Source organism: Veillonella seminalis (assembly GCF_003992065.1).
Classification (GTDB): domain Bacteria; phylum Bacillota; class Negativicutes; order Veillonellales; family Veillonellaceae; genus Veillonella_A; species Veillonella_A seminalis.
The window spans coordinates 19,078-44,918 of the sequence record NZ_RQUZ01000015.1 but is presented as its reverse complement, the minus strand read 5'-3'; the positions used below and the strand labels follow the sequence as shown (position 1 = coordinate 44,918).

General features: G+C 40.4%; 21 protein-coding genes, 1 pseudogene and 1 riboswitch. Of the genes and pseudogenes, 10 read left to right on the top strand and 12 right to left on the bottom strand.

Annotated features, from left to right (window positions below; genetic code table 11):
* Nucleotides 1–392: 392 nt before the first annotated feature.
* The 12 genes and pseudogenes from EO126_RS09740 to rpmH form a co-directional block, all read right to left on the bottom strand.
* Nucleotides 393–1,259, bottom strand: coding sequence for a methylenetetrahydrofolate reductase (locus EO126_RS09740; protein ID WP_127008690.1), 867 nt, complete (start codon nt 1,257–1,259; stop codon nt 393–395).
* A gap of 123 nt (nt 1,260–1,382) precedes the next feature.
* On the bottom strand, nt 1,383–3,809 hold the full coding sequence (locus tag EO126_RS09735) for a homocysteine S-methyltransferase family protein (protein WP_127008688.1): 2,427 nt from the start codon (nt 3,807–3,809) through the stop codon (nt 1,383–1,385).
* 76 nt (nt 3,810–3,885) lie between these two features.
* Nucleotides 3,886–4,578, bottom strand: coding sequence for a methionine synthase (locus EO126_RS09730; RefSeq protein WP_127008686.1), 693 nt, complete (start codon nt 4,576–4,578; stop codon nt 3,886–3,888).
* A 138-nt stretch (nt 4,579–4,716) separates the two neighbouring features.
* Nucleotides 4,717–4,819, bottom strand: a riboswitch (SAM riboswitch).
* A gap of 217 nt (nt 4,820–5,036) precedes the next feature.
* Nucleotides 5,037–5,762, bottom strand: a complete 726-nt coding sequence (gene rsmG / locus EO126_RS09725) for a 16S rRNA (guanine(527)-N(7))-methyltransferase RsmG (protein ID WP_127008684.1) — start codon at nt 5,760–5,762, stop codon at nt 5,037–5,039.
* Between the two features lie 8 nt (nt 5,763–5,770).
* Nucleotides 5,771–7,648: a tRNA uridine-5-carboxymethylaminomethyl(34) synthesis enzyme MnmG gene (gene mnmG / locus EO126_RS09720; protein ID WP_127008682.1), complete on the bottom strand. Its 1,878-nt coding sequence runs from the start codon at nt 7,646–7,648 to the stop codon at nt 5,771–5,773.
* Between the two features lie 126 nt (nt 7,649–7,774).
* On the bottom strand, nt 7,775–9,163 hold the full coding sequence (gene mnmE / locus EO126_RS09715) for a tRNA uridine-5-carboxymethylaminomethyl(34) synthesis GTPase MnmE (protein WP_127008680.1): 1,389 nt from the start codon (nt 9,161–9,163) through the stop codon (nt 7,775–7,777).
* Nucleotides 9,164–9,228: 65 nt separating this feature from the next.
* The gene (jag, locus tag EO126_RS10995) at nt 9,229–9,861 is read right to left on the bottom strand and encodes an RNA-binding cell elongation regulator Jag/EloR (RefSeq protein WP_225723626.1); all 633 of its coding nucleotides are present in this window, start codon (nt 9,859–9,861) and stop codon (nt 9,229–9,231) included.
* 333 nt (nt 9,862–10,194) lie between these two features.
* A pseudogene (locus tag EO126_RS10990) lies at nt 10,195–10,347 on the bottom strand (Jag N-terminal domain-containing protein); the annotation flags it as partial.
* A 2-nt stretch (nt 10,348–10,349) separates the two neighbouring features.
* On the bottom strand, nt 10,350–10,997 hold the full coding sequence (locus EO126_RS09705) for a YidC/Oxa1 family membrane protein insertase (RefSeq protein WP_127008676.1): 648 nt from the start codon (nt 10,995–10,997) through the stop codon (nt 10,350–10,352).
* A gap of 120 nt (nt 10,998–11,117) precedes the next feature.
* Nucleotides 11,118–11,360 carry a membrane protein insertion efficiency factor YidD gene (gene yidD, locus EO126_RS09700; RefSeq protein ID WP_127008674.1) on the bottom strand — a complete coding sequence of 81 codons (243 nt, stop codon included), beginning with the start codon at nt 11,358–11,360 and terminating at the stop codon, nt 11,118–11,120.
* Nucleotides 11,361–11,374: 14 nt separating this feature from the next.
* Nucleotides 11,375–11,743, bottom strand: a complete 369-nt coding sequence (rnpA, locus tag EO126_RS09695; RefSeq protein ID WP_192496400.1) for a ribonuclease P protein component — start codon at nt 11,741–11,743, stop codon at nt 11,375–11,377.
* A gap of 78 nt (nt 11,744–11,821) precedes the next feature.
* Nucleotides 11,822–11,956: a 50S ribosomal protein L34 gene (gene rpmH, locus EO126_RS09690; protein WP_006555255.1), complete on the bottom strand. Its 135-nt coding sequence runs from the start codon at nt 11,954–11,956 to the stop codon at nt 11,822–11,824.
* 449 nt (nt 11,957–12,405) lie between these two features.
* Between rpmH and dnaA the strand changes: the two genes are divergently transcribed.
* The 10 genes from dnaA to EO126_RS09640 all read left to right on the top strand — a co-directional run bounded on the left by dnaA (nt 12,406) and on the right by EO126_RS09640 (nt 25,797).
* Nucleotides 12,406–14,250 carry a chromosomal replication initiator protein DnaA gene (gene dnaA, locus EO126_RS09685; RefSeq protein ID WP_127008672.1) on the top strand — a complete coding sequence of 615 codons (1,845 nt, stop codon included), beginning with the start codon at nt 12,406–12,408 and terminating at the stop codon, nt 14,248–14,250.
* A 254-nt stretch (nt 14,251–14,504) separates the two neighbouring features.
* The gene (dnaN, locus tag EO126_RS09680; protein ID WP_127008670.1) at nt 14,505–15,614 is read left to right on the top strand and encodes a DNA polymerase III subunit beta; all 1,110 of its coding nucleotides are present in this window, start codon (nt 14,505–14,507) and stop codon (nt 15,612–15,614) included.
* A 106-nt stretch (nt 15,615–15,720) separates the two neighbouring features.
* Nucleotides 15,721–15,963: an RNA-binding S4 domain-containing protein gene (locus tag EO126_RS09675; protein WP_006555252.1), complete on the top strand. Its 243-nt coding sequence runs from the start codon at nt 15,721–15,723 to the stop codon at nt 15,961–15,963.
* Nucleotides 15,960–17,036 carry a DNA replication/repair protein RecF gene (gene recF, locus EO126_RS09670; RefSeq protein WP_127008668.1) on the top strand — a complete coding sequence of 359 codons (1,077 nt, stop codon included), beginning with the start codon at nt 15,960–15,962 and terminating at the stop codon, nt 17,034–17,036. The genes EO126_RS09675 and recF overlap by 4 nt, the downstream gene beginning before the upstream one ends.
* A 4-nt stretch (nt 17,037–17,040) precedes the next feature.
* The gene (locus EO126_RS09665) at nt 17,041–18,219 is read left to right on the top strand and encodes a DciA family protein (RefSeq protein ID WP_127008666.1); all 1,179 of its coding nucleotides are present in this window, start codon (nt 17,041–17,043) and stop codon (nt 18,217–18,219) included.
* Between the two features lie 15 nt (nt 18,220–18,234).
* Nucleotides 18,235–18,516, top strand: coding sequence for a hypothetical protein (locus EO126_RS09660; RefSeq protein WP_006555249.1), 282 nt, complete (start codon nt 18,235–18,237; stop codon nt 18,514–18,516).
* 85 nt (nt 18,517–18,601) lie between these two features.
* Nucleotides 18,602–20,503 (top strand): DNA topoisomerase (ATP-hydrolyzing) subunit B, encoded by a 1,902-nt coding sequence (gene gyrB / locus EO126_RS09655; protein WP_006555248.1) that lies wholly within the window; start codon nt 18,602–18,604, stop codon nt 20,501–20,503.
* Between the two features lie 16 nt (nt 20,504–20,519).
* A complete protein-coding gene (locus tag EO126_RS09650; RefSeq protein WP_006555247.1) occupies nt 20,520–21,971 on the top strand; it encodes an amino acid permease in 1,452 nt (483 codons plus the stop codon).
* A gap of 356 nt (nt 21,972–22,327) precedes the next feature.
* Nucleotides 22,328–24,079 carry a 1-deoxy-D-xylulose-5-phosphate synthase gene (locus tag EO126_RS09645; RefSeq protein WP_127008664.1) on the top strand — a complete coding sequence of 584 codons (1,752 nt, stop codon included), beginning with the start codon at nt 22,328–22,330 and terminating at the stop codon, nt 24,077–24,079.
* 359 nt (nt 24,080–24,438) lie between these two features.
* A complete protein-coding gene (locus tag EO126_RS09640; RefSeq protein ID WP_127008662.1) occupies nt 24,439–25,797 on the top strand; it encodes a hemolysin family protein in 1,359 nt (452 codons plus the stop codon).
* The last annotated feature ends 44 nt before the right edge of the window (nt 25,798–25,841 follow it).

Below are 25,841 nucleotides of genomic sequence, written 5' to 3'. Positions count from 1 at the left end.
GTGTTATGATTAATAGAGTCCATAGTGATATCGATACCTCGTGTATAAGATTTGTTTTAGCGACATTAATCATAATACAAATCGGTATTCACTATGGATTTTTTATATGTTCAATTTCAGTTTACAATTAACCGTTTTTTAAAAGAATGTTTCATGTGAAACATTCTTATTTTTCATTTCGGCCCAACAATTTCAGATTAAATTGTTTCACGTGAAACATCCCCCCTTTTATTCCGGCCCAACAGTTTCAGATTAAATTGTTTCACGTGAAACATCCTCCTTTTTATTCCGGCTCAACAGTTTTAGATCAAATTGTTTCACGTGAAACAAAATACGATTCACCACAACAAATATAGTATGCGATGAATCGTATGTAACATCTGTATTTAATTTTAACTTATATGATCAATCAGATACAACACAGTCTGAATATCATTGAGTGGCATGATATGAACACCGTGAGCAATTTGTTTTATTGCCAACAAAGTTTCAAGTGCAATTTCCAAACCTGCTTCCTTACCACCTTTTTCCATACGGTTTAGAATATCGTCAGTCAAGGAAATTCCGGGTACCTTCGTGTGAAGATACGTTGCCATTTTAAAACTTTTTAAAGGAATCAATCCGAGCATAACCGGAAGCCCTAAAGGTTCGACCATATCGACAAAGCGTTTTGCTTTTTCCAAATCATAAATAGGCTGTGTTTGGATAAAATTAGCACCCGCTTCAATTTTACGAATAATCTTAGCCTTTTCTGCATCTAAATCATCAGCCCCGGGATTACCGGTTGTACCTATATAAAAATTGGTAGATTCATCCAATGGATTACCGGCCAAATCAAAACCGTTATTTAATGTATTGGCTATTTTTAACAACCCGATTGAGTCTACTTCAAAAACAGGCTTGGCATCAGGATGATCACCACGGGATGGCTCATCACCGGTCAAAGTTAAAATATTATTTACGCCGAGAGCAGCCGCCCCCAATAATTCAGCCTGGAGCCCCAAAATATTTCTATCACGACAGGTAAGATGAAAAATAGTATCTATCTGTGCCCGAAATTTTATCAAATGAGCCAACGCAATAGGGCTCATACGTAATTTAGCCATCGGGCAATCGGCAATATTAATAGCATCAACCTTGTCTAAAAGTTGTGCCGCTTCTTTAAAGGTTTTATTTACCGAAGCACTCTTCGGCGGGTCTAATTCTACAGTAATAGTAAATTGACCGGCTTGATGTTTTTCACGTAATGATGTTACCATCCAATCCCCAACTCTCTCTAAATAATCCGACGACTTCTTTTTTAACTTAACTGTTCGGGAGCCTATTTCTACAGCTGACTGTTTAACAGTAACTATTCAGTCTGCTCAAAATAACTCATTCAATTAATCGTCGCCCAGTAAATGTTTTACAATATTAACAGCACTGATGCCGTCTTTGGCATACGAATCGGCTCCTGCTTTATCGGCGTATTCCTGTGTCAATACGGCTCCGCCTACAAGCACCTTAGCCGGTAAGCCAGCTTCACGAATCGCATCGATTGTTACGTCAATCATCGGCATAGTGGTCGTCATCAAAGAACAGATACCTACAACCGTTGCGTTTTCTCGTTTAACCGCTGCCACAATTTCTTCCGGTTCCACATCTTTACCTAAATCAATAACACGATAGCCGTTATTCTCAAGCAACGCGGCTACAATATTTTTACCCAAATCGTGAATATCACCTTTAACGGTAGCCACAATAACGGTATCACGTGTTATGCCGCCCGCATCAGGTAATACTCTTTTAATCGTCTGGAAAGCACCTTGCATGGCTTCGGCTGCCAGCATTACCTGTGGTAAAAAGACTTTACCGGCACCGAATTTTTCACCTACCACATTCATAGCCTCTGATAAAGCATGCTTGGTAATTTTAAGCGGATCCAGACCATCGGCTAATGCTTTTTCTACCAATTCAATAACTAATTCTTTTTCCCCTTGTTCAACGGCATGTTGGATATTTTCCAACGGATCATCACTATTAAATGAAACGGATGTTACATTTTTAGCCGCAGAACTAGTTACCGTATTTTCTTCATCCAGACCGTAATCGGCTATAAACTCGGTAGCGGCCGGATCAAAGCCGAGTAACGTGCGTCCTGCGATAAAGGCTTTTTTAACAGTTGCATTCAACGGATTTAAAATAGGTGCCGTTAACCCATGAGATAAAGCCATAGTTAAAAATTGGCTGTTCAAATATGGTCGTTGCGGTAAACCGAAGGACACATTGGAAAGACCCATAACCGTAGGGAAACCAAAAGTTTCTTTATACATAGCCAAAGTTCTCAAGGTCTGAACCGCACTATCCTGACCACTTGCCAAAGTTAACACGAGCGGATCCAACAATAAATCTTCGCTGCGCAAGCCTTTTTCATAAGCGGCCAACACAATTTCCTTGGCCAATTCTATTCTTTGTTCTGCCGTAGCCGGTAAATCACCCCGCCCCAATGGTAAGCATAGAACCGTAGCCCCATAGCGTTTAGCTAACGGTAACACTTGTGCCAATTGTTCCGGTTCCGCATTTACCGAGTTTATTAACGGACGACCCGGATAGGCTTTTAAGCCCGCTTCCATAGCGGCCGGGTCTAAAGTATCGATAGAGAGCGGTACATCAACGAGCATGGTTAATTCCATGATAGCTCGTTTCATAACAGCCGCTACATCGACATCGGGTACCCCCATATTCACATCAAGTACATCGGCGCCGGCCGCTACCTGTGCTAAAGCATCTCGCTTCACCATAGCAAAACTGCCTTCTTTAATCTCTTTAGCCAATACTTTACGGCCTGTCGGATTAATACGCTCACCGATAATAATCGGCTTTTCCGTATGACCTACTTTTACAAAACCGGTACGGCTCGTAAAAGCGGTAAACGGTACCACTTCTTTACGCTCTTTAGGTGTATGAGCCTTAGCCGCTTTGGCAATTTCCGCAATATGTTGCGGCGTACTGCCACAACAAGCACCTACGTAAGTAGCGCCCACATCAATCAAAGCCGGCACAAAAGAACCCATTTCTTCAGGGGACAAAGGGAATACCGTTTCACGACCAACCAGCATAGGCATGCCCGCATTCGGCTGCGCACTAATCGGCAAATTAGTAACCGAAGCTAAGCGTTCTACCAAAGGAATAAGTTGTTCAGGTCCCAAGGAACAATTAATGCCGACTACATCGGCTCCCATGGCCTCCATTAAGATAGCTGCAGCTTCAGGCGGTGTACCCGTAATGGTTCGACCGTCTTCACTAAAGGAAAACTGACAAATAATCTTAACATCCGTTTCGGTTTTAGCCGCTTTTTCACGAGCATCGCGAGCAGCCAATAAAGCGGCGCGCATTTCCTGAATGTCGATGATAGTTTCAATAATGATAAAATCAACGCCGGCTTCAATTAAAGCCGATGCCTGCTCATAATACGTAGCATATACTTCATCAAAGGAAATTTGGCCCAACGGTTCAATAAATTGACCGGTCGGCCCCATAGAACCTGCTACCTTGGCACTCGGTTTAACATCAGCAATCGCTTTTTTAGCCGCTTTAACAGCCGCTGAATTTATTTCGGCAACACGATCTGCCAAGCCGTAATCGGCTAATTTTAAACTGCAGGCACCAAATGTATTGGTTGTTACAATATCACTGCCGTTTTTTAAATAAGCCGCATGAATACCGGTCACTACTTCCGGATGTTCCACATTAAATAATTCCGGACACTCACCCTCGACTAACCCCGATTGTTGCAACATGGTCCCCATAGCACCATCAAATATATACATACCTATCGCCTCTCTCCGTATATTAAGTATATTAACCTTCTGTCTGCCAATGATTTACTATAATTTATATCATTTTCTAAATTTTACGTGATGCACAGTTTACTTGATTACAGGAACTGCACCCGCGTTTAATACCCGGACGCAAGTCTGCATTTTTTTCACAAGCAAGCTTTCCCTTAGGTATACAGCCTATAATAGCAGTCACCGATTTGCGCGGAAATAATAAAAATGTATCCGTCACCGTAAGACCGATATGGTTTGTCCCGATAATGGCAGCCAAATTCTTTTGGACATCCAAATTCCAATTACCGTAGCCGGGGCTAAAACGCCATGTAGTAGTATAACCCGCTTTAGCCGCTTCTTTTTCAATTAAATCATTAACCTGATCCGCTACCTGTTCTACCGCCGTTGTAGACGCCGCATCCACCAATAAACCGAGTGTATAGTTATTTTCTTTAAAAAGCTCAGCACTTCTAAGCTCTACGCCTTCCCCAATGGTAACTGCCATAACATACACTTTTTCAGCATCTTTTAAGTGTTTGCGAATGGACGTACCTTCTACCGTAAGCGATGGATTACTTTGAATTGTCCCCGTAACGGCATCATAATCATATATTTCATATACACCTTTTGGTTCTGCCACCAACTGTACTTCCAAACAGGCATCCGTTACATATTGTTTCGGAAAATCGGTAGCCTGGCGTAAGCCCGCATAACGAATTGTTTCTGCCACATCAATCTGCGGTAAACGCCCATTATAAATAGCCATACGCCTCACTCCTCTCTCATTATCTTTCGCAAATATTTTACGGCTTATCGCCATAATATTTTTCAACAGGTATTATAGAATTTACCTATAATGCTTATTTAACAAAAAAGCCTCTATCTTCAAAAGACAGAGGATCTGTCCTTATCTTTCAGTCACCTGACAAACTGTTGGATTTAGCACCATGCATTTGCCGGTTGCCGGATATCATAGGGCCAAGTCCCTCCATCACTCTTGATAAGGTCAATACATAAAAATATGTTACCTTTATTGCCTTATATTGTCAAGAAAAACCCCCTTGCCAAAGGCCTTCCAACCTATACATATCAAATGTACTTGGTTATAGGTAAAACCTAGAACAAGGGGGGTGAAATTCTATATGGTATTTTGCTTATATTTTTATGATGTCTCAGTATAAGCCTATAGTTTGGTATAAGTCTTTAATATATTTTTGTTTGAACTTATACTAACGGCTTAGTTTTTATATCCTTCGGCTTACGTGGATATAACTTAGGTGTTACGCCTGTTTTCTTAATATAAATAATCGCCCGTTTATCTGTAAGTGTCGGTAACTGAACCGGTTTAACCTGTTCAATATTGCCTTTTAAGATTGTAAGTGCTTTCGTTGCTTCATTGATTTCGTCTTCATAAGCAGCTCCTTTTAAAGCCACCATATAACCGTTTTGCTTCACATATGGCAACGCCCATTCGAGTAGCACCGGCAATCGTGCTACCGCACGACTTGTCACCAAATCATAGGCTTCACGATGCCTGTCATCATGGCTCATATCTTCAGCTCGACCATGTAAAGTCGTTACTTTACTCAAATCCAACTCTGAAATAACCGCACTCAAAAAATTAAGTCTTTTTTGCAAAGAATCAAATAAGACGATTTCTAAATCCGGTCTCATGATAGCAAGCGGTATACCGGGAAACCCGGCACCGGTTCCCAAATCAAGCAATTTAGCGCCTTGCTTGAATATATGAGCATCATCATCCAACGCAGTCAAAGAATCTACGAAATGCTTTACCGCAACTTCATGCGGATCCGTAATGGCCGTCAAATTTAACTGCTTATTTGTTTCAATGAGCATTTCATAATACGCAGTAAACTGAGCCAATTGATTGGTTGTAACCGTAAAACCGGCTGCCTTTAATTGAATCGCCAAATTATCGGTAAAGTTCATAAGACCTCCTACTTTTGCTGTTCACGACGATATTGTTCCAATTGAATTAATAAAACAGACACATCCGCCGGCGATACACCGGAAATACGGCTGGCTTGACCGATAGAATGGGGCTTAATTGCATTTAATTTTTGCTTGGCTTCCAAGGAAATACCTTTCATGGAATCATAATCCCAATCAGCCGGGATAATCTTTTCTTCAAGCTTTCTGACTTTTTCGACCTGTTCCATCTGCTTTTTAACATAGCCTTCATAGGTAATCATGATGTCAATTTCTTCTTCCACATCAGGGCTATAACGTTTTAAATCAAAAGCTTCGGCTACATCACCGTAACTTAATTCATTACGTTTTACCAAATCATAAGCTGTCATACCGGTTTTAATATGAGCTGTCCCCATAGATTCGAGCATAGCTTGTACTTCTTTAGTCGGGTTAATATTCTTAGCCCGTAAAGCCGCTACGCCTTCTTCAATCAAAGCTTTTTTATTCAAGAAACGTTGATAACGTTCATCTGATACCAGACCGATTTCACGACCTTTTTCAGTCAAACGAAGATCCGCATTATCCTGACGTAAGAGCAAACGATATTCGCTGCGACTCGTCATCATGCGATATGGTTCCTTAGTCCCTTTCGTTACCAAATCATCGATTAATACACCGATATAAGCTTCAGCTCGAGACAAAATAAACGGATCCTTGCCCTGTAAATACAAAGCTGCATTAATACCGGCCATAAGACCTTGAGCGGCCGCTTCTTCATAACCGGAAGTACCGTTAGCCTGACCGGCAGAATATAAACCTTTAATATGTTTTACTTGAAGAGCCGGTGTTAATTGCAACGGATTTAAGCAGTCATATTCAATCGCATAAGCAGGACGCATGATTTCAACATTTTCAAGACCGGGAATGGTGCGCAAGAATTTATACTGCACATCAATCGGTAAACTGGTACTCATACCCTGTACATACATTTCAGTAGTATGATTACCTTCCGGTTCTACAAAAAGCTGATGGCGATTTTTATCGCTGAATCGAACTACCTTATCTTCAATAGACGGACAATAACGAGGACCTGTACCTTCGATAATACCGGTATACATCGGCGCACGGTTCAAATTACCGCGAATAATATCATGTGTTTCTTCCGTCGTATAAGTTAACCAGCAAATTTGTTCATTGCGATTTGTCCAATCGGACATAAAGGAAAAGGCACGATATTTACCGTCACCCGGCTGTTCCGTCATATGATCCAAAGTAAGACTGCGTTTGTCGACACGAGCCGGAGTCCCCGTTTTAAAACGCATTAATTCAATACCGTTTTTACGAAGTGAATCCGATAATAATTCAGCTGTACGCTGACCGTTAGGTCCACCGGTATAGGTCAATTCACCGGTAATAATTTTACCTTTCAAATAAGTGCCGGTACAAAGAATGATGGCTTTCGCTTCATACACTTCACCGAGTTCACTTAAAATACCCTTTACTTCACCGTCTTCAATGAGAAGTTCATTGACCATCATCTGCTTTACATTAAGATTATCCGTATTTTCAAGCGTTTCTTTCATCAAGCGCTGATAGGCCACTTTATCCGATTGAGCACGCAAAGAATGCACCGCCGGGCCTTTACCCATATTGAGCATACGCATCTGAATCGCTGTTGCATCTGCATTAATGGCCATCTGACCGCCTAAAGCATCCAATTCATACACCAAATGGCTTTTACCCGGACCGCCTACAGCCGGATTACAAGGCATCAACGCAATATTATCTAAATTAAGAGTTGCCATAAGTGTCCGTTGACCCATACGAGCTGTGGCCAACGCAGCTTCACAACCGGCATGACCGCCACCGATGACAATGACGTCATAGGTATCTACTGTATACATACTATCTCCTATCCCTCTCTCGAGGCTACTTTTAGTAAATCATGTCAGACCTCATTCGAGATCATTAATTTATTCACCTATTTTAACAAATATATTCTTCCGGATACATGTTATTATTCAAATTAATTATTTGCCTAAGCAAAAACGACTGAATAATTCATCAACCATAGATTCACGCAAACTGTCCCCCGTAATATCTCCCAGTTGCTCCCAGGCACTGCGCACATCGGTTACTACAAAATCTACCGGCAAACCGGCTTCAATATTATTTAACGACTGCTCAATTTGAGATTTTGCCTGTTCCATTAACGTAATGTGACGCACATTGCTAAGCATAGCAGATGATTCGTTTTGAACTATACCGCCATACACTAATTCTTTAACCGCATCGGCTAAAACATCCATACCTTCACCGTTAGCGGCACTGATTGGGGCAATAGCGGCAAATTGACCGTACGCTTTTATTGTATCGGCCGTAATGACCGCCCCTTTATCGGCTTTATTTAAGAATACGATGGTATTCTTATGAGAGGCTTCGCGTAAAATCGCTTCTTCCTCAGCATTAATCGGTTCCGACGCATCAATCACGCACACTACGATTTGAGCTTTTTCCAAATAATCTTTGGCCCGATCTACCCCGAGTTTTTCTACAATATCATCAGTCTCACGAATACCGGCCGTATCAATCAAGCGAACCGGAATTCCTTCAATGGTAATTGCTTCTTCGATGCTGTCACGAGTTGTTCCCGGAATATCCGTAACAATGGCACGGTTTTCACGTAAAAAAGCGTTCATTAAACTGGATTTACCCGCATTAGGGCGTCCTACAATAGCCGTCATAATACCGTCACGCAATAAACGACCGCGGTTTGCCGTAGCCAATAATTTATTAATGTTGTCTAAAATCGGCTGCAATCTGTCAGCCGTTTCTTCCATGGTAAGTTCTTCAATATCTTCTTCCGGATAATCAATGGCCACTTCCAAGTGCGAAATTAATTCAATTAACTGCTCTCTGATGGCACGAATCATGCCGGCCAAAGTACCGTCCAGCTGTTTCACCGCCACCGCCAAAGACTGTTCCGATTTTGCCTCTATAATATCTATAACAGCTTCCGCCTGAGTAAGGTCGATACGACCGTTCAAAAACGCCCGTTTTGTAAATTCTCCCGGCTCGGCCAAGCGAGCCCCCTGACGAAGCAATACTTTCAAAATTTCACGTACCACGATAATCCCGCCGTGGCACTGTACTTCAATGACATCCTCGGCCGTGAAAGACTGAGGACCTCTCATAATTAAAACAAGCACCTCATCCAAGATTTCATCTTGTTTCTGAGGATCTATAATATGACCATACTGAATGGTTCGATTCGGCCGTTTTTCTAAAGGTACGGTTCCCTTCGCTTTGAAAACAGAATTTACTATTTCAAAACAACGAGTGCCACTGACGCGAATAATGCCAACCCCGCCGATGCCGGGTGGCGTCGCAATGGCAGCAATCGTATCTTCTGTGTACATGGTGTTCTCCCTTGTGTAAAAATAAAACCCGATCAATAGATCGGGTTTTATGACTCGCACATAGCTTATCGTTTATAAGCAATGACTACGTGACGATACGGTTCTTCACCTTCACTATCAGTCACAATATGTACTTCGTTTTGGAGCGTTAAATGAATAATTTTACGCTCAAATGCACTCATAGGTTCCAAGGAAATCTTTTGACGATTACGTTTTACCTTAGAGGCAAGACGTTTTGCCAAATTAACCAAGGTTTCTTCACGACGGGAACGGTAATTCTCCACATCCACTACGATATGGCAATGGCCTGCTACTTCTTTATTAGCCACCAAATTCGTTAAATATTGAATGGCATCCAAGGTCTGACCGTGTTTACCGATTAAAATACCTAACTCTTCACCATGAATCTGGAATGTGATTTTTTCCGCCGTCATCATTTTTTCGATTTGAACAGATAAGCCCATTTTGCTAAACATATCCTGCAAGAACTGTTTACCTTTATCGGCAATTTCTATCTGTTCTTCTTTGGAAACAGGTTCACGCTGTGGTTTTACAGTTGCCGCAGCCGTTACTACTGCATCTTTAACGGTTTCTTTAGCATCAGCTGCCGTATCCGCTACATTTTCTTTCACATCGTCTGCCACATCTTGAGCCTGTTCTTTAACTTTAGCAAATTTATCTTTAGCTGCTTCAGCCATTTCATCGGCTTTGTCTTTAACTTCACCGAATTTTTGCTGAGCGGCTTCAGCGGCTTCACCTAAGTGTTGCTGTGCTAAATCAGCCACTTCACCGGCTTTTTGTTGTCCCGCTTCCGCAACTTCATTGAATTTCTGCTGAGCTGTTTCAGCCGCTTCCATAGCTGTACTCTTCGCATCAGCTACTTTTTCCTGCACAAATTCAGATGCTTCGGCTACTGCCGTTTTTGCTTCCGCCACTTTATTCTGCGCTGCTTCTTGTACATCGGCAGCCACTTTTTCAGCCGCAAAGGCAACTTTTTCAGTTAACGGAGCTTCTTCAAAATATAAACGCACTAACGCATCGCGACGTCCGATACCCAAGAAACCGCTGGAAGGTTGTTCCAATACTTTTGTATCAGTCACAACTTTACCGTCAGCTTTAAGCTGTTCGGTGCCTTTGGCTACGGCGTCAGCAATGGTTCTTGCTGAAACTTCAATATAATCCATAATTAAGCCTCCTTATTATCGTTGCGATAGATAAAGAATTGCTGAATCATTTGGAATACGTTTGATACAACCCAGTAAATAACCAAACCGCTTGGGAAATTCAAGCTGATGTAGCCAATGAATAAAGGCATGAAAATCTGCATTACCTTCTGTTGGGCACCCGGCGTATCCTGTGCAGTTTGTTTGCTCATTACAAATGTAGAAAGAGCACTTAAAACAGGTAAAATATACAAATGATCCGCTTCACCTAAGCTTGGCAACCATAAGAAGCTTTCATGAGCAGGATCGTATGGATAACCTTGCAAGGCATAGAAAATAGCAATCAAGAATGGCATCTGTACCAATAAAGGTAAACATCCGGACAACGGATTAACGCCCAATTCTTTATACATCTTAGCAATTTCCTGTTGCGCACGCTGTGGATCATTCTTATATTTATTCTGAATTTCTTTCATCTTAGGCTGCAATTTCTGCATGCCCTTCATCGATTTGACCTGTTTAGCCGTCAATGGCGCAAGGATTGCTTTAATCCCAATGGTCATAATGATAATCGCTATACCATAGCTTGGGAACCCTAATGCTTCTGTAAAATTATAGCAATACGTAAGCAAGGTCCGCATAAAATCAACTAATACCTGAAAAATTTCCATTAGTTTGCTCCTATACGAGTATTAATGACGAATACAAATGGCCTTTGCGTGTCCATATACGTTATGGTATGGTCTATATTTCATCCATACAGACACTTTGACATTTCCAAATTTGTGTTATTAAGGAACCGGATCATAGCCGCCCGGATTAAACGGATGACAACGTAAAATTCGTCGAATTCCTAAATAACTGCCTTTAAAAGGTCCATATTTGCGTAATGCTTCCAAGGTATACGTCGAACATGAGGGATAAAATCGACAAGTTTTAGGCTTTAATGGAGAAATTCCATAGCGATAAAATTGTACCAAGCCGATGAATACCGCATTCAACAGTTTGGTTAAAAGAGTCAGACAGCGCTTCATGGATAGACCTCTTTCTAAGCTTCATTACTCTTAAGTAATTTGCTTTTTTTGAAAAGATACATCATTTCCTTGCACGCCTGGTCGTACGTCGCACTCGCCATGCGAGCCCGTCCTACAACTACAATAGCGTATCCTTCTCGAATAGCATGCTGATTGAGACGATAGACTTCTTTCATAAGCCGCCTGGCTCGATTGCGCTCTACTGCGCCGCCTACCTTTTTACCGGTTACAAAACCGATGCGGGTAGCCTGCTTGGCTACCGGCATACGGTAAACAACACAAAGACGACCTACTTCATAATTGCCATGTTTATAGACAAGGCGATATTCACTGTTTTTACGAATTCTTCGTTCCTTATCTAAGTTAAATGTCAATTCACTCATATCATCATCCCATGCCATTATGAATAGAAAAACTTGGCAGCAGCGCCAAGTTTTTTCTCCTGCCTAAAAGCTATTATATTATGCAGATAATTTCTTTCTGCCTTTAGCACGACGTCTTTTCAAAACAAGACGACCGCCAATAGTCTTCATACGTTCACGGAAACCATGAGTACGTTTTCTCCAAAGCGTATTTGGCTGATATGTACGTTTCATGTATAAAACACCTCCTCGAGATTGGTCTTGTAATTACTTATACCATAACAGCATAATTATAAATATAAAGACCTATAATGTCAATACTCACTCGATAGATTCAATCATTATTACCTATATTCTGTGGATATATATTATATACATTATACTTTAACTGATGAAATAAAGATATCCACAACTACGATGACAATTTTCTACATTTCTGATAAAATATAAGAGATGAAATATAAAAGGAATATCATATTGTGACTATTAAAATTAGGTTATCAACAAGATATACACAACTTATGCACTACTTATCCACAGCGGAGGCGATTACAGTATAAAGTCAGTGTATATCAGCTGTTCTAACCTATTTATTTTTTCTCTTTTTTAGAAAAATCAAGACTTATACACAGGTTGGGTATTTTTAGTTATTCACAGTATGACAACCCTGGGAAGGAAATGGTATGTCAAACATCAATCTTAATGATTTTTGGAATAAAGTACGCGAAGACATTGAAGCCACACTGCCGAAAGAGATCTTGGAAAGCACGATTATCCGCTTGCTCCCGTTAACATTGGACGAAATCAGCAAAACACTTACGTTAACTACGATGCAAACATATATCAGAGATTTTATTGAAAACGAACCAACGATAAAAAATGCTTTTCAAAATTCGGTAAATAATGTTTGGCAGCGTTTATCCAAAAGTAATTCTCCTCTTACAATTATTATTACAACGGTAGGTGAAAAAGAACCGGCTGTCCTCAATGCGGAGGATAAACCGACAATTACGCCGACGGAACCTGAAACACCGACGTTTTCAAATCATCCGGTAAACTATGACGATGTGCAAATTGCCACAAGCGCACCTACTCAATTGAGTAATGAATCCGGTTATGATATGAACGATTATGACAGCGTTCCTTATGAAACAGCAGCTCATGCCAATGAAACGGCAACACATGCACCAAACTATAACAATTATGAGCAAATAGCCAATCAATACGGTTTACCGCCGGTTACAGCGACACCACCGCAAACACCGCTACATACACCGACTTACGATGAACCGATTGTAGTGGATTCAATTCACAAAAATGAAAGTGCTAAATCAGGCCCGTTTATCCCAAGTACGTCACCAATGGAATCAGACAGTTTATTTCCTCCGAACAGCGGAGTTTCGGAACAGGATGCCATGCAGGCCAACAGCAGTCAAACGACCTTATATAAAAATAATGAGTCTATCTTAAAATTAAATCCCGATTATACATTTGCAACCTTTATTGCCGGCGGTTCCAGCCAAATGGCCTATGTGGCGGCTCAAAATATTGCTGAAAATCCGGCTAATCGTTATAATCCGTTCTTTATTTACGGTAAATCGGGACTGGGGAAAACACATTTGATGCATGCTATCGGCAATGAAATTCATCGTCGTTATCCGCATCTGCAAATCATGTGTATTACGAGCGAAAATTTTCTTAACCTTTTTGTTCAATCCATTCGTTACGGTCAGACTAATATGGATATTTTCCGCAGCACATTCCGTAAAGTCGACGTTCTCTTGATTGATGACATTCAGTTTATTCAAGAAAAACGCTATGCCGGCACTCAAATGGAGTTTTTCCATACATTTAATGCCTTAACGGACAGTAAAAAACAAATTGTCCTTACCAGTGATGTATTGCCGCAGGATATGGAACAAATGGAAGATCGCTTGCGTACACGATTCAGCTCGGGCCTCGTGGTTACCATCGATCCGCCAAACTCGGAAACATTGGAAGCGATTACCCGATCTTATGTAGATAAACAACGTGAATTATTGCCTAATCTGAATATTCCGAATGAAGTCATTCGCTTTTTCGGCAATACCTATTACAATCGCAGCGTCCGTGATTTGCAAGGCGCTCTTACCAAATTGATTACGGCAGCCGAATTGGATAATAAATTGAATCAAATTACCGTAGAATATACACGGTATATTTTGCGTGATTTAATTCCGGAAAGTAAAAAATCGGTATTATCCGTTGCTTATATTCAAGATTTTATTTCCGACTATTTCAAAATTAAGAAAGAATTTTTAGTCGGTCAAAAACGTAATAAGCAATACGCACATCCTCGCCAAATTGCCATGTATCTGTGTCGTGAACTCATTAACGAAAGTTTTCCACAAATTTCACAAGCTTTCGGTAAAAAGGATCACACTACGGCACTCCATGCATACAATAAAATCGGTGAAGATTTAGCTAAAAACTCTGATTTAAAGCGAACTATCGATGATATTATCAGCAAAATCAACGAACAAACCTAAGTAATCAAGGATGTGTATAACTCTGTGGACAAGTTGTGTATAATTTGTGATTAATTGACCACTTATTGACAATCACAGAATCAAAAGTTCATAAGTGGATAACTTTTTCTCGTTATTCACAAACTTATGCTCATGTGGAAAACCTATTCATTTTGCGACTTTTTACTACTTATCCACTTATACACCGCCCCTACTACTAAGACTACTAATAATTAAAAACTTAATCACATCCGTAATAGTAAAGGAGACACAGCATGAAAATTCAGTTTTCAAAAGATATGTTGCAAAAAGCAATTAATGCTTTAGCAAAAGTAAGTCAAAACAAAACCAGTTCCAATTTACCGGGTGCTATATATATAACAACTAAAAACGGTAAAGTAGAAATGCAGGCCAATGACTATGAAATCGGTATACGCATTACTATTGATGCCAATATTATCGAAGAAGGTACGATTGTATTAAGCACTCGTTATTTCCAAGAATGGGTTCGCAAAACACCGACCGATACCATTACATTAGAATCCAATGCGGAAACAAAACAATTATTGTTAAGTTCTGAAAGCTCTCAATTTAATCTCATTACTATGAATCCGGATGATTTCAATTTAGTAGAACAAATTCAAGATGAAAATCATATTGATGTTGACGGCGAACAATTTAAGCAAATGATTGATTTAACAAACTATGCAGCAGCCAGTGAAGAAGATCGTCCGATTTTTACAGGTGCTTTATTGGAAGGTGAAGATAAAAATTTAACTATGGTAGCTACCGATACACATCGTATGGCCGTTAAGAAAATTACCTTAGATACACCTATGCCGGTAGCTATGCGTATTTTGATTCCTACTAAAACATTGGCCGAAGTATCCCGTTTATTGCCAACCGATCAACCGACTGTAGTGCGCATTATTTGGAATCGCACGAATGTAGTATTCTTATTTGATACGATCTATTTATTCTCCCGTTTGATTGAAGGCCAGTATCCTGATTATGAAAAAGTAATTCCGTCTCAATTTGATTCCAGCGCGATTTTAAACTGCCGTGATTTTGCCGGTGCCGTAGATCGTGTATCTTTATTGGCTAAAGATGCAAGCTACAATTTTATTCGCTACGATTGGGATGAAAAAGAAGTAACTTTATCAACTCAAAATGCTGAAATCGGTATGGCTAAAGAAGAAGTTCTTTGTGAATTTAAAGGGACACCATTTACCATTTCCTTTAACGGACGTTACATCGGTGATATTTTGCGTCACAGCAGCGGCGACAGAATTCATTTATACTTAAAACAAAACGGACCGGTTGTTATTCGTCAGGATGACAATCCGAATTACACTTATGTAGTTACACCGGTTCGTACGAACTAATAAATACATAGAGCAGGTTGAGTTTACCGCGGTAGCGGTAAACTGTAAGCAGCTTTATTATATTAATAGTTGCGAATTGAACATCACAGCGTGTGAGGAGGCAATTATGAATACAAAAGAACCGATTCAAGTAGAAATTTACACACCGTACATTAAATTGGATCAATTATTAAAATTTGAACAAATTATCGGTACCGGCGGTCAGATTAAATTCTTACTTGATGATGAAAAAATTAAAGTAAATGGCGAAATTTGCCATGAAAAACGTAAAAAAATCTACCCCGATGATGTAATCGAAATACAGGGCATCGGTACCTTACTCGTTGTTAAAGAGGAGGCCGGCGAGTGAACATTCACTCCTTGGAACTCGTTAATTTCAGAAATTACGAGCATGCCAATTGGATCTTTCCGCCGCATATTATTGTGCTTTACGGACCGAACGGGGTGGGCAAAAGCAATTTATTGGAATCGCTGTATGTAAGCACCATCGGTCGCAGTTTTCGTACCAATGATACTCAGGATTTATTGCAGTTTGGTGCTGCCGAGGCGGGAATCATTGTGGAATTTACGAAACGTGACACCCGTCATAAAATCAATTTAAAACTCAGCGGTAAGGAAAAAAAAGATATCCGACTTAACGGTAACCGTATTCTGCAAAAAGAATTAGTAGGTACTTTAAATACGGTGTTGTTCAGCCCGGAAGATTTGCAACTTATCAAGGGCAGTCCGTCGTTGCGACGTCGTTTCTTAGATATTGAAATTTCACAGACCAGTGCTTTATATTATCAGCAATTGCGTTTATATAATAAGATTTTGCAACAACGTAATAAAGTGTTAAAGGATTCTTACGGGCAACGGAATATTTCTTTGGCCGAATGGGATACGCAGTTGGCGGAAACCGGTTCTTTTATCATAAAAAAGCGGCTTGATAGTTTACGTAAAATTAATTTATTGTTGGATTTAATGAATCGTAAACTTACTGGCGGTAAGGAAAATTTAAAACTTACATATGAACAACATCAAATAACAAACGGATTTTTAACGGAGCCGAAGGCTTTTTATGATCAATTGCAATCAAATCTTTCGGCAGACAGGCATCGTATGAGTACGTCATTCGGACCGCATCGCGATGATTTGGGATTTTTCTCCGGGGCCATGGATTTAAAACGATTCGGTTCACAGGGGCAGCAACGAACGGCTATTTTATCACTTAAACTTAGTGAATTGGAATATATTAAGTCGGAAGTGGGCGAATATCCTATATTGTTATTGGATGATGTGCTCAGTGAACTGGATAAAGAACGACGGCAAAATTTGTTGCAATTTATACATAAGAAAATTCAAACATTTATTACTACGACTGATTTGGAAGATGTAAAACAGTTGAGTGATGTGGCATTGATTGATTGTGAAAGGCGGTGATTACATGATGAGCGAAATGTTTGAACCTAAAAACGAATTTCAAACCAGAGACTCATCGGCTAAGACTGTTAAAGCTGTTGCCGGTTCGACAAAACCGGTAAAAACAGAAGCTGATAATACTGCCTTGGAAGATAGTTCAATACGTTATATTGAAGGTCTTTTAGATTCTAAGCGTACGCCGGGGCCAATCGATTATAAGCCTGATTCCTATGTACGACAATATGATTCACATATTAATAGCAAGTATAAGCCATTTAAAGTGTTTAAACAAATCGCCGTCATGCATCTTTACCATCATTGGCCAAAAGTTGCAGGTGCTGTATTAAGCAAACAGACGAAACTTCTTGAAATTCAGCCGCCGATTATTAAAGTGGCGGCTATGACATCGCCTTGTTTACAACAACTTCAGATGATGAAACGTCAGCTGTTGAAGAAGATTAATGATTTTTACGGTTCCGAGCTCATAACGGACCTGGAATGCACCATGTATCAGCAAAGTTATTTAAAAGCTATTCAGCCGGCCGGCGGTGAAATGGATTCGGCAAGCAGCAGTTTACAAAAAGGGGATACCTCAGCTTATATAGGCAAGGCAAAACACACTGATTCTTATGAGCGAGTATTGATAAATTTTAAGGCCATTCCTCTGCCGGCTGATGCGTTGGCTCAAATTGAAGCTTCCTTGGCGACTATACATAACGAAGAGCTTCGTAATGAACTGCGGGATGTGCAAATTAAACAGTACAAGAAGACTATATACTTAAAAGAGCATGGCTATCATACTTGTGAGCGCTGTGAAAACCTTGTTAAAAAGGAAGAAATACTTTGCTCTTCTTGTAAATTAAAAGAGCAAGAGCATAAGGCATTTTTATATCGACAGCATATTAATCGTATTAAAGATATATTAATGCAGGAGCCGTTTGCCGTGTATGAGGAAGTACGTCAGTATGTGCCGCAGTGTTCTATGGAGGATTATCAACTGGCTCATCGTGAATGTATATATTTTTTCAGAAATCGTGTAGTTCGCGAAGAGTCCAATGAGAACTATGATATATATATGCTGTTAATGCTGATTACTCATAAAAAATCAGACCAATTAAAACCGGAATTTATACGAAATTCGGTTTTAAAAATGCGGGCTCAATATGAGAAGGCTAAACAGGCTTATAACTTACAAAAAAATTGAAATATAGAGAAAGTGATGGTAAGATTTATGTTCGTTCATTTATCGGACACGTATAGCGTGTCTATTGAAGATATCGTGGCAATCGTTCAGGATATACCGCTCTTAAAAGGTCGACGCCGACGCAATAAACAGTGGCAAAATAAGGATGTTATTCATGTATTTCCGGATGAACCGATTGAAAGCTACTTAGTTACGGTAGATACTGTGTATGGCTTAAGTATGTCAATTTCCGGTGTAGGCCGCCGTTTACAGCGTGCCGCCATGGGGATTCCTGTAAACTTATACACAAAACGATAAAAATAGAGTATAATTAAGGATAATTGTTTTATAAAGCGAAATCCCAAAAGATATAGTTTATTACTGAAATTAGGGAGGATATGGAATGGCAGAACAGAATTACAGTGCCGATAATATACAAGTCTTAGAAGGCTTGGAAGCGGTACGTCGCCGCCCGGGGATGTACATAGGGAGTACATCGTCTAAAGGGTTGCACCATTTAGTATACGAAGTTGTTGATAACAGTGTGGACGAAGCCTTAGCCGGTTATTGTACTCATATTGAAGTCAGCATTAATGAAGATAATAGTATTACCGTTATCGACGATGGTCGCGGTATTCCTACAGGCATGCATGAAACCGGTGTGCCGGCTGTTGAATTGGTTTTGACCAAGTTACATGCAGGCGGTAAATTCGGCGGTGGCGGCTACAAAGTATCCGGCGGTTTGCACGGCGTAGGTATTTCCGTAGTTAACGCTTTGAGTGAATGGACTGTTGTCAAAGTTCGCCAAGATGGTAAAGAGCAGGAAATCAGCTTTGAACGCGGTCATTTACGGACACCGTTAAAAGTAATCGGCAGTGCCAATGACACCGGTACAACGGTTATTTTCAAACCGGATGCTGAAATTTTTGAAACCACTGTATTTGAATTCAATGTGTTATGTACTCGTTTACAGGAATTGGCTTTCTTAAATAAAGGTTTACGCATTACCCTTACGGATAAACGTCCGGAAGAAGATGTGGTGGAAAGTTTCATGTACGAAGGCGGTATCGTATCCTTCGTTGAATTCTTGAATGAAAATAAAGATCTCGTAAACCCTACTATTATCGATGTGGAAAATACCCGTGATGATGTAGTCGTTGATGTAGCTTTCCAATACAATGACAGCTACAGTGAAAATTTATTGTCTTTCGTTAATAATATCAATACGATTGACGGCGGTACTCATTTAAGCGGTTTCCGCAGTGCTTTGACTCGTACCTTAAATGATTACGGTCGTAAAGCAGGTCTTATTAAAGATAATGAAAGTAATTTATCCGGTGATGACGTGCGTGAAGGTTTAACTGCCGTTATCAGCGTTAAAGTATTGGATCCGCAGTTTGAAGGCCAGACAAAGGCAAAACTCGGCAACAGTGAAGTTAAAGGTATTACCGATACTGTTGTATCGGAAGGTCTAAAGACATTCCTTGAAGAACATCCGGCTGAAGCTAAACGAATTATTGATAAGGCAACTACGGCTAATCGTGCTCGTGAAGCAGCTCGTAAAGCTCGTGAATTGACTCGTCGTAAAAATGCGCTTGAAGTCAGCTCGTTACCGGGTAAATTGGCAGATTGCTCTGAAAAAGATCCTTTGATGACTGAAATTTATCTTGTCGAAGGTGACTCGGCGGGCGGTAGTGCCAAACAGGGCCGTGACCGTCGTTATCAAGCTATTTTACCGTTGCGCGGTAAGATTTTGAACGTAGAAAAAGCACGTTTGGATAAGATTTTGGCCAATAATGAAATTCGCTCCATGATTACCGCTTTCGGTACCGGTATTGGCGAAGATTTTGATCTCGATAAGAGTCGTTACCATAAAATTATTATCATGACCGATGCGGACGTAGACGGCGCCCACATTCGTACGCTTTTATTAACCTTCTTCTATCGTTATATGAAACCGCTCATCGAAGAAGGACGCGTATATATTGCGCAGCCGCCATTGTACCAAATCAAAAAAGGCAAAGGTCATTGGTATGTATACAGTGATGCGGAAATGGCCGCTAAGCTGGATGAAATCGGTCGCGACAATATTACGATTCAGCGTTACAAAGGTTTAGGTGAAATGAATCCGGAACAGCTTTGGGAAACAACCATGAATCCGGAAAATCGTACTATATTGCAGGTAAGTTTGGAAGATTCCATTGAGGCCGATAAGATCTTTAGCGTACTCATGGGGGATAAGGTAGAACCGCGTCGCAAATTTATTGAAGATAATGCTAAATTAGTTCGTAATTTAGACTTGTAGGGTGGGAGGATAGTGTATGAGTGATGCAGCGAATACTAAATTAAAAAGAAGTTTGAAATCGCGCCACATGAATATGATTGCCTTGGGCGGTTCCATAGGGACAGGCCTCTTTGTAGCGGGCGGTGAAGTAGTCAGCACCGCCGGCCCGGGCGGCGCTTTGGTAGCCTATGGTTTTATCGGTATTATGGTTTATTTCTTGATGACCAGTTTAGGTGAAATGGCTACCTATTTACCGGTACCGGGTTCATTCGGTACCTATGCATCCCGTTATGTGGATCCGGCTTTCGGTTTTGCATTGGGATGGAACTATTGGTTTAACTGGGCGATTACTTTGGCGGCTGAACTCGTAGCCGGTGCCTTGATTATGAAATACTGGTTTCCGGAAATTCCGGCTATTGTATGGTCAGCCTTGTTCTTGACGGCTTTATTCTTGATGAATTATTTATCGACTCGTTCCTTCGGGGAAAGTGAATACTTCTTCTCCAGTATGAAGGTTATTACCGTTTTCGTGTTTTTATTTGTAGGCACTATGCTTATTTTAGGCATTGGCGGTACTTCTCCGGGCTTTGAAAACTGGACACGCGGTGAAGCTCCGTTCGTAGGTGGGTTCGGTTCTATTATGGCTATTTTCATGGTAGCCGGTTTCTCCTTCCAAGGTACGGAATTAATCGGTGTTGCCGCCGGCGAATCGGAGGATCCTGAGAAAAATATACCAAAAGCGATTCATTCCATTTTCTGGCGTATTTTATTGTTCTATATCGGTGCTTTCGTAGTTATCGGTTTCTTGATTCCTTACGACGATCCTAATTTATTGAATTCCAGTGTTGAAAATGTAGCTATCAGTCCATTCACTTTGGTACTTGATCGTTTCGGATTTGCTTTTGCGGCCAGCTTCATCAATGCAATTATTTTAACGGCCGTATTATCTGCCGGTAACTCCGGTCTCTATGCATCTACCCGTATGCTGTATGCTATGGCTAAAGCAGGTGATGCACCTAAGATCTTTACTAAATTAAATTCTCGCGGTGTGCCGGTACCGGCTTTATTGGCTACGGCAGCTTTCGGTGTATTTGCTTTCTTAACTTCTTTGATTGGTGAAGGTACGGCATACAACTGGTTGATTAATATCAGTGGTATGAGTGGTTTTATTGCATGGCTTGGTATTGCCATCGCTCATTACCGTTTCCGTCGTGCATTCCATGCACAGGGCAAAAGCTTGGATGCCATTCCGTTTAAAGCTTTGTTCTATCCGTTTGGTCCTATTTTTGCTACTATTTTATGTCTTATCATTATTGCCGGTCAGAACTATACAGCTTTTACGGGCGATACGATTGACTGGTACGGTGCCAGCGTAGCTTATATCGGTATTCCGGTATTCTTGTTGGTATATGCGGCCTATAAGAGCAAATATAAAACTCACGTTATTCCGTTAAAAGAAGTTAATTTGGATCGCGATTACGAAAAATAATTCGCTAAGTTCTTAATTTTTTGAATTTCTAAAAATTTTTAAAACTATCGATATGGTCATAAATACTTATAATAGAGCTGTTTCTAGGGATATATGCATCATTCGTTGAACGAAAATTTTAAATTAAATTGAAAAAATTAAAAGTAGTTCTTGACTTGAAGTTAACTTCAAGATCTATAATGAGTTCTGTAATCACCGCTGATGACGACATAAAGTCAGTCACAGTGAGGATTACGGAACTTTTTTGTTTATAACCGATTGTTAGTAAGTCGTATTTATACAGTTTTGGAAAATCTTAAGTTGGATAACAAGTATGATATACGGATTATATATATGTTGTTTGGAAGGAAGAAATTATGAACTTATTAAGCAAAGTAAACAGCCCTAAAGATATTAAAGGTATGAGCATTGATGAATTAAAAACATTGGCTCAAGAAATTCGTGAAGTATTGATTACTCGTGTGAGTGAAACCGGTGGACATATGGCTCCGAATCTTGGTTTTGTAGAAGCTACTTTGGCCCTTCATTACGTATTTGATTCTCCGAAAGATAAATTCGTATTTGACGTATCCCATCAGTCCTACATTCACAAAATTTTGACCGGTCGTAAAGAAGGTTTTACCGACCCTGCTTCTTACAGTAAATATTCCGGTTATACCAACCCGAATGAAAGTGAACATGACTTCTTCACTGTAGGTCATACTTCTACTTCTGTAAGTTTGGCATCCGGTATGGCTAAAGCTCGTGACCTTAAAGGTGAAGACGGCAATGTAATCGCTATCATCGGTGACGGCTCCATGTCCGGCGGCGAAGCGTTGGAAGGCCTTAATGTAAGTGCTACTTTGGGCAGCAATTTCATCGTGTTGTTCAATGACAACGATATGTCCATTGCTCCGAACGAAGGCGGTTTCTACGCACACTTCAAAGCATTGCGTGACAGCAAAGGCAAAGCTGAAAACAACTTCTTCAAAGCTATGAATCTTGACTATGTATTCGTAGAAGACGGTCATGATTTGGAATCTTTAATTGAAACTTTCAAAGCAGTTAAAGATATTGATCATCCGATTGTAATCCATATGGTAACTGTTAAAGGTAAAGGTTTACCGGAAGCAGAAGCTGATAAAGAAACTTATCACTACATTATGGGCAAACATTTTGATGTGGATGCGTACATGAAAGAAGAACATTTTGATGACATCATCGCTACTCATTTACTCGAAAAAATGAAGCAAGATCCGAAAGTAGTCGGTTTAACAGCCGGTGTACCTAACATTGGCGGTTTTAATCCCGAACGTCGTGCTCAGGCCGGTAAACAATTTGTTGACGTAGGTATTGCGGAAGAACATATGGTGGCTATGGCTGCCGGTATTGCTAAAAATGGCGGTAAACCGGTTATCCTTGATGCGGCTACTTTCTTACAACGTACTTATGACCAATTGACTCAGGATATGGCTTTAAATAACAATGCCGTTACAATTTTATCCTTCCCATTGGGTGGCGGTATTTCTCAAATGGATGCTACTCACTCCAGTGCGTTTGATATGGCTATGATGAACACGATTCCAAACCTTCGCGTATTATCGCCGGCTACTAAAGAAGAATTATTGGCTATGCTTAACTGGTCTTTGGATCAAAGCGACTTCCCTGTAATGATTCGTGTACCGGGTGGTAAAGTTCAGACTTATGAAGCCGGCAGCGCATTTAACGGTGATTTGAGCAATCAGGTAACTGTTAAAGGCAATACGGTAGTTCTCTTGGGCTTAGGTGCCTTCTATGATTTGGCATTACGTACTAAAGACGCTTTAAAGGCTGAATTAGGCATTGATGCTACTGTTGTAAATCCTCGTTTATCCTCTGAAGTGGATGCTGATGTATTGGAAAGCTTAAAAGCTGATCACAGCCTCGTTATTACTTTGGAAGATGGTGTATTGGACGGCGGTTTCGGTGAAAAAGTATCCCGTTTCTACGGTTTAGCTGATATGAAAGTATTGAACATCGGTATGAAAAAAGAAGTAAATGACCGTGTTCCTATGGATGAATTGGTGGCTCGTTACCACTTATCCCCTGAATTAATCGTTAACGATGTAAAAGCGATTTTAAATAAATAATCTTGTTAATTAAATTAGGCTGTTCATAAGAAACAGCCTTCCGGGTCCCCGTTTTAATATATGATTAAAGCGTTTATATAAAAAGCTTGGCATTTTAGGCATAAATGCCAAGCAATAAGGGCTGACTGCCTTTCAAGATATTCTATAAAAACTCCCTGTCACAATACGCAGTGACGGGGAGTTTTTTATTATATATAAAGTTCGTAAAGCTTTTTATACGACTGAAAAATTCACTAATAAGTCTATAAAAGACTCAATATAGCGAAAATATTCAATTTTTGATATACTATACGGTAAGTACAGACTGAAATTGGTCTGACAAAAGTATCCACTGTAAGTAAGAGGAGAGTGATTCATTAGTGGATGGTGACGTGGGTCTGGAGATACTCATAATTTTCTTGCTCATTATAGCAAATGGTATTTTCTCCATGACAGAATTAGCCATAGTCAATGCCCGTAAGGGTTTATTGGAAGATAGTGCCGAAAAAGGCAGTACAGGGGCACAACGGGCGATTCAATTATCGGAAGACCCGAATCAGATGTTTTCAACTATACAAATCGGTATTACCTTAATCGGTATCGTAACCGGTTTATATTCAGGGGCCGCTTTGTCGACACCGATGGCAGATGCTATTAAGGAACATATTCCGGCCTTAGCGGATTATGCCGATTCGGTAAGCCCTATTATTATCGTATCGTTGACGACTTATTTATCGCTTGTTGTCGGTGAATTGGTACCGAAGCGTATCGCTTTAAACGCACCGGAACGTATTGCTATCATAATGGCGGTACCGATGCATTATTTCGCCTTGGTGGCCAAGCCGCTTGTGGCTTTATTAAGTTTTTCAACCAGCTTTTTATTAAAATTGATTGGTGTAAAAGAGAAGGAAGAAGCGCCGGTAACAGAGCTTGAAATCAACAAAATGTTGACGCAAGGCGTGGAATTAGGCGCTTTTGAAAAAGAAGAACCGATTCTCGTAGATAATGTGTTCCGTTTAGCCGACTTAAATGCCGGTGATGTTATGACACCGCGTACGCAGCTTAAGTGGCTTGATTTGAACAGTCCGGAAGAAGAAATTAAAGAACGTCTTTGCAATTCCACTCATTACCGTTTGCCGGTAGGTCGTGATTCTTTGGATGAACTGGAAGGTCTCGTTATCGTTGCCGATGTGTTTGCGGAACATATGAAAGCGGGCGGCCAAAAAACATTGAAACAATTGGTGGAAGAATGCACTAAGCAGCCTGTTATGGTACCGGAATCCATCAGTCTCATGAAGCTTTTGGAAGTATTCCGTACGGAAGGTATTCACGAAACAGTGGTACTCGACGAGTACGGCGGTTTCAGCGGTCTCGTAACACTTCATGATATCATGGAAAAATTAGTCGGTTTAATGCCGGCCAGTGAAGACGAGCTAAAAGAAGAAGAAAATCGTATTATGCAACGTACGGAAACAACATGGTTGGTTGACGGCTTACTTAGTATTGATGAATTTAAAGAATATTTCGGTATTACCAAAGAATTACCGGGTGAAGAAAAAGATTTATATAAAACGGTGGGCGGCTTTTTGATGTATTTGTTCGGTCGCATTCCTAAAGAGTTGGATCGCTATGTATGGGATACATATACCTTTGAAATTGTTGATATGGATAATGTTCGTATCGATAAAATCATGGTGGTTCATGAGCCGGTGGAAGAAGAGACCGAAGCTGACGAATAAGATAACTATCCTCATAGTGCAGGTTAAGACCGACGCTATGAGGA

Coding starts and splice junctions, on each gene's coding strand:
- EO126_RS09740 (WP_127008690.1), bottom strand. CDS start 1,259: ATGGTAACATCATTACGTGAAAAACATCAAGCCGGTCAATTTACTATT.
- EO126_RS09735 (WP_127008688.1), bottom strand. CDS start 3,809: ATGTATATATTTGATGGTGCTATGGGGACCATGTTGCAACAATCGGGG.
- EO126_RS09730 (WP_127008686.1), bottom strand. CDS start 4,578: ATGGCTATTTATAATGGGCGTTTACCGCAGATTGATGTGGCAGAAACA.
- rsmG (WP_127008684.1), bottom strand. CDS start 5,762: ATGAACTTTACCGATAATTTGGCGATTCAATTAAAGGCAGCCGGTTTT.
- mnmG (WP_127008682.1), bottom strand. CDS start 7,648: ATGTATACAGTAGATACCTATGACGTCATTGTCATCGGTGGCGGTCAT.
- mnmE (WP_127008680.1), bottom strand. CDS start 9,163: ATGTACACAGAAGATACGATTGCTGCCATTGCGACGCCACCCGGCATC.
- jag (WP_225723626.1), bottom strand. CDS start 9,861: ATGGCTGAAGCAGCTAAAGATAAATTTGCTAAAGTTAAAGAACAGGCT.
- EO126_RS09705 (WP_127008676.1), bottom strand. CDS start 10,997: ATGGAAATTTTTCAGGTATTAGTTGATTTTATGCGGACCTTGCTTACG.
- yidD (WP_127008674.1), bottom strand. CDS start 11,360: ATGAAGCGCTGTCTGACTCTTTTAACCAAACTGTTGAATGCGGTATTC.
- rnpA (WP_192496400.1), bottom strand. CDS start 11,743: ATGAGTGAATTGACATTTAACTTAGATAAGGAACGAAGAATTCGTAAA.
- rpmH (WP_006555255.1), bottom strand. CDS start 11,956: ATGAAACGTACATATCAGCCAAATACGCTTTGGAGAAAACGTACTCAT.
- dnaA (WP_127008672.1), top strand. CDS start 12,406: ATGTCAAACATCAATCTTAATGATTTTTGGAATAAAGTACGCGAAGAC.
- dnaN (WP_127008670.1), top strand. CDS start 14,505: ATGAAAATTCAGTTTTCAAAAGATATGTTGCAAAAAGCAATTAATGCT.
- EO126_RS09675 (WP_006555252.1), top strand. CDS start 15,721: ATGAATACAAAAGAACCGATTCAAGTAGAAATTTACACACCGTACATT.
- EO126_RS09665 (WP_127008666.1), top strand. CDS start 17,041: ATGATGAGCGAAATGTTTGAACCTAAAAACGAATTTCAAACCAGAGAC.
- EO126_RS09660 (WP_006555249.1), top strand. CDS start 18,235: ATGGTAAGATTTATGTTCGTTCATTTATCGGACACGTATAGCGTGTCT.
- gyrB (WP_006555248.1), top strand. CDS start 18,602: ATGGCAGAACAGAATTACAGTGCCGATAATATACAAGTCTTAGAAGGC.
- EO126_RS09650 (WP_006555247.1), top strand. CDS start 20,520: ATGAGTGATGCAGCGAATACTAAATTAAAAAGAAGTTTGAAATCGCGC.
- EO126_RS09645 (WP_127008664.1), top strand. CDS start 22,328: ATGAACTTATTAAGCAAAGTAAACAGCCCTAAAGATATTAAAGGTATG.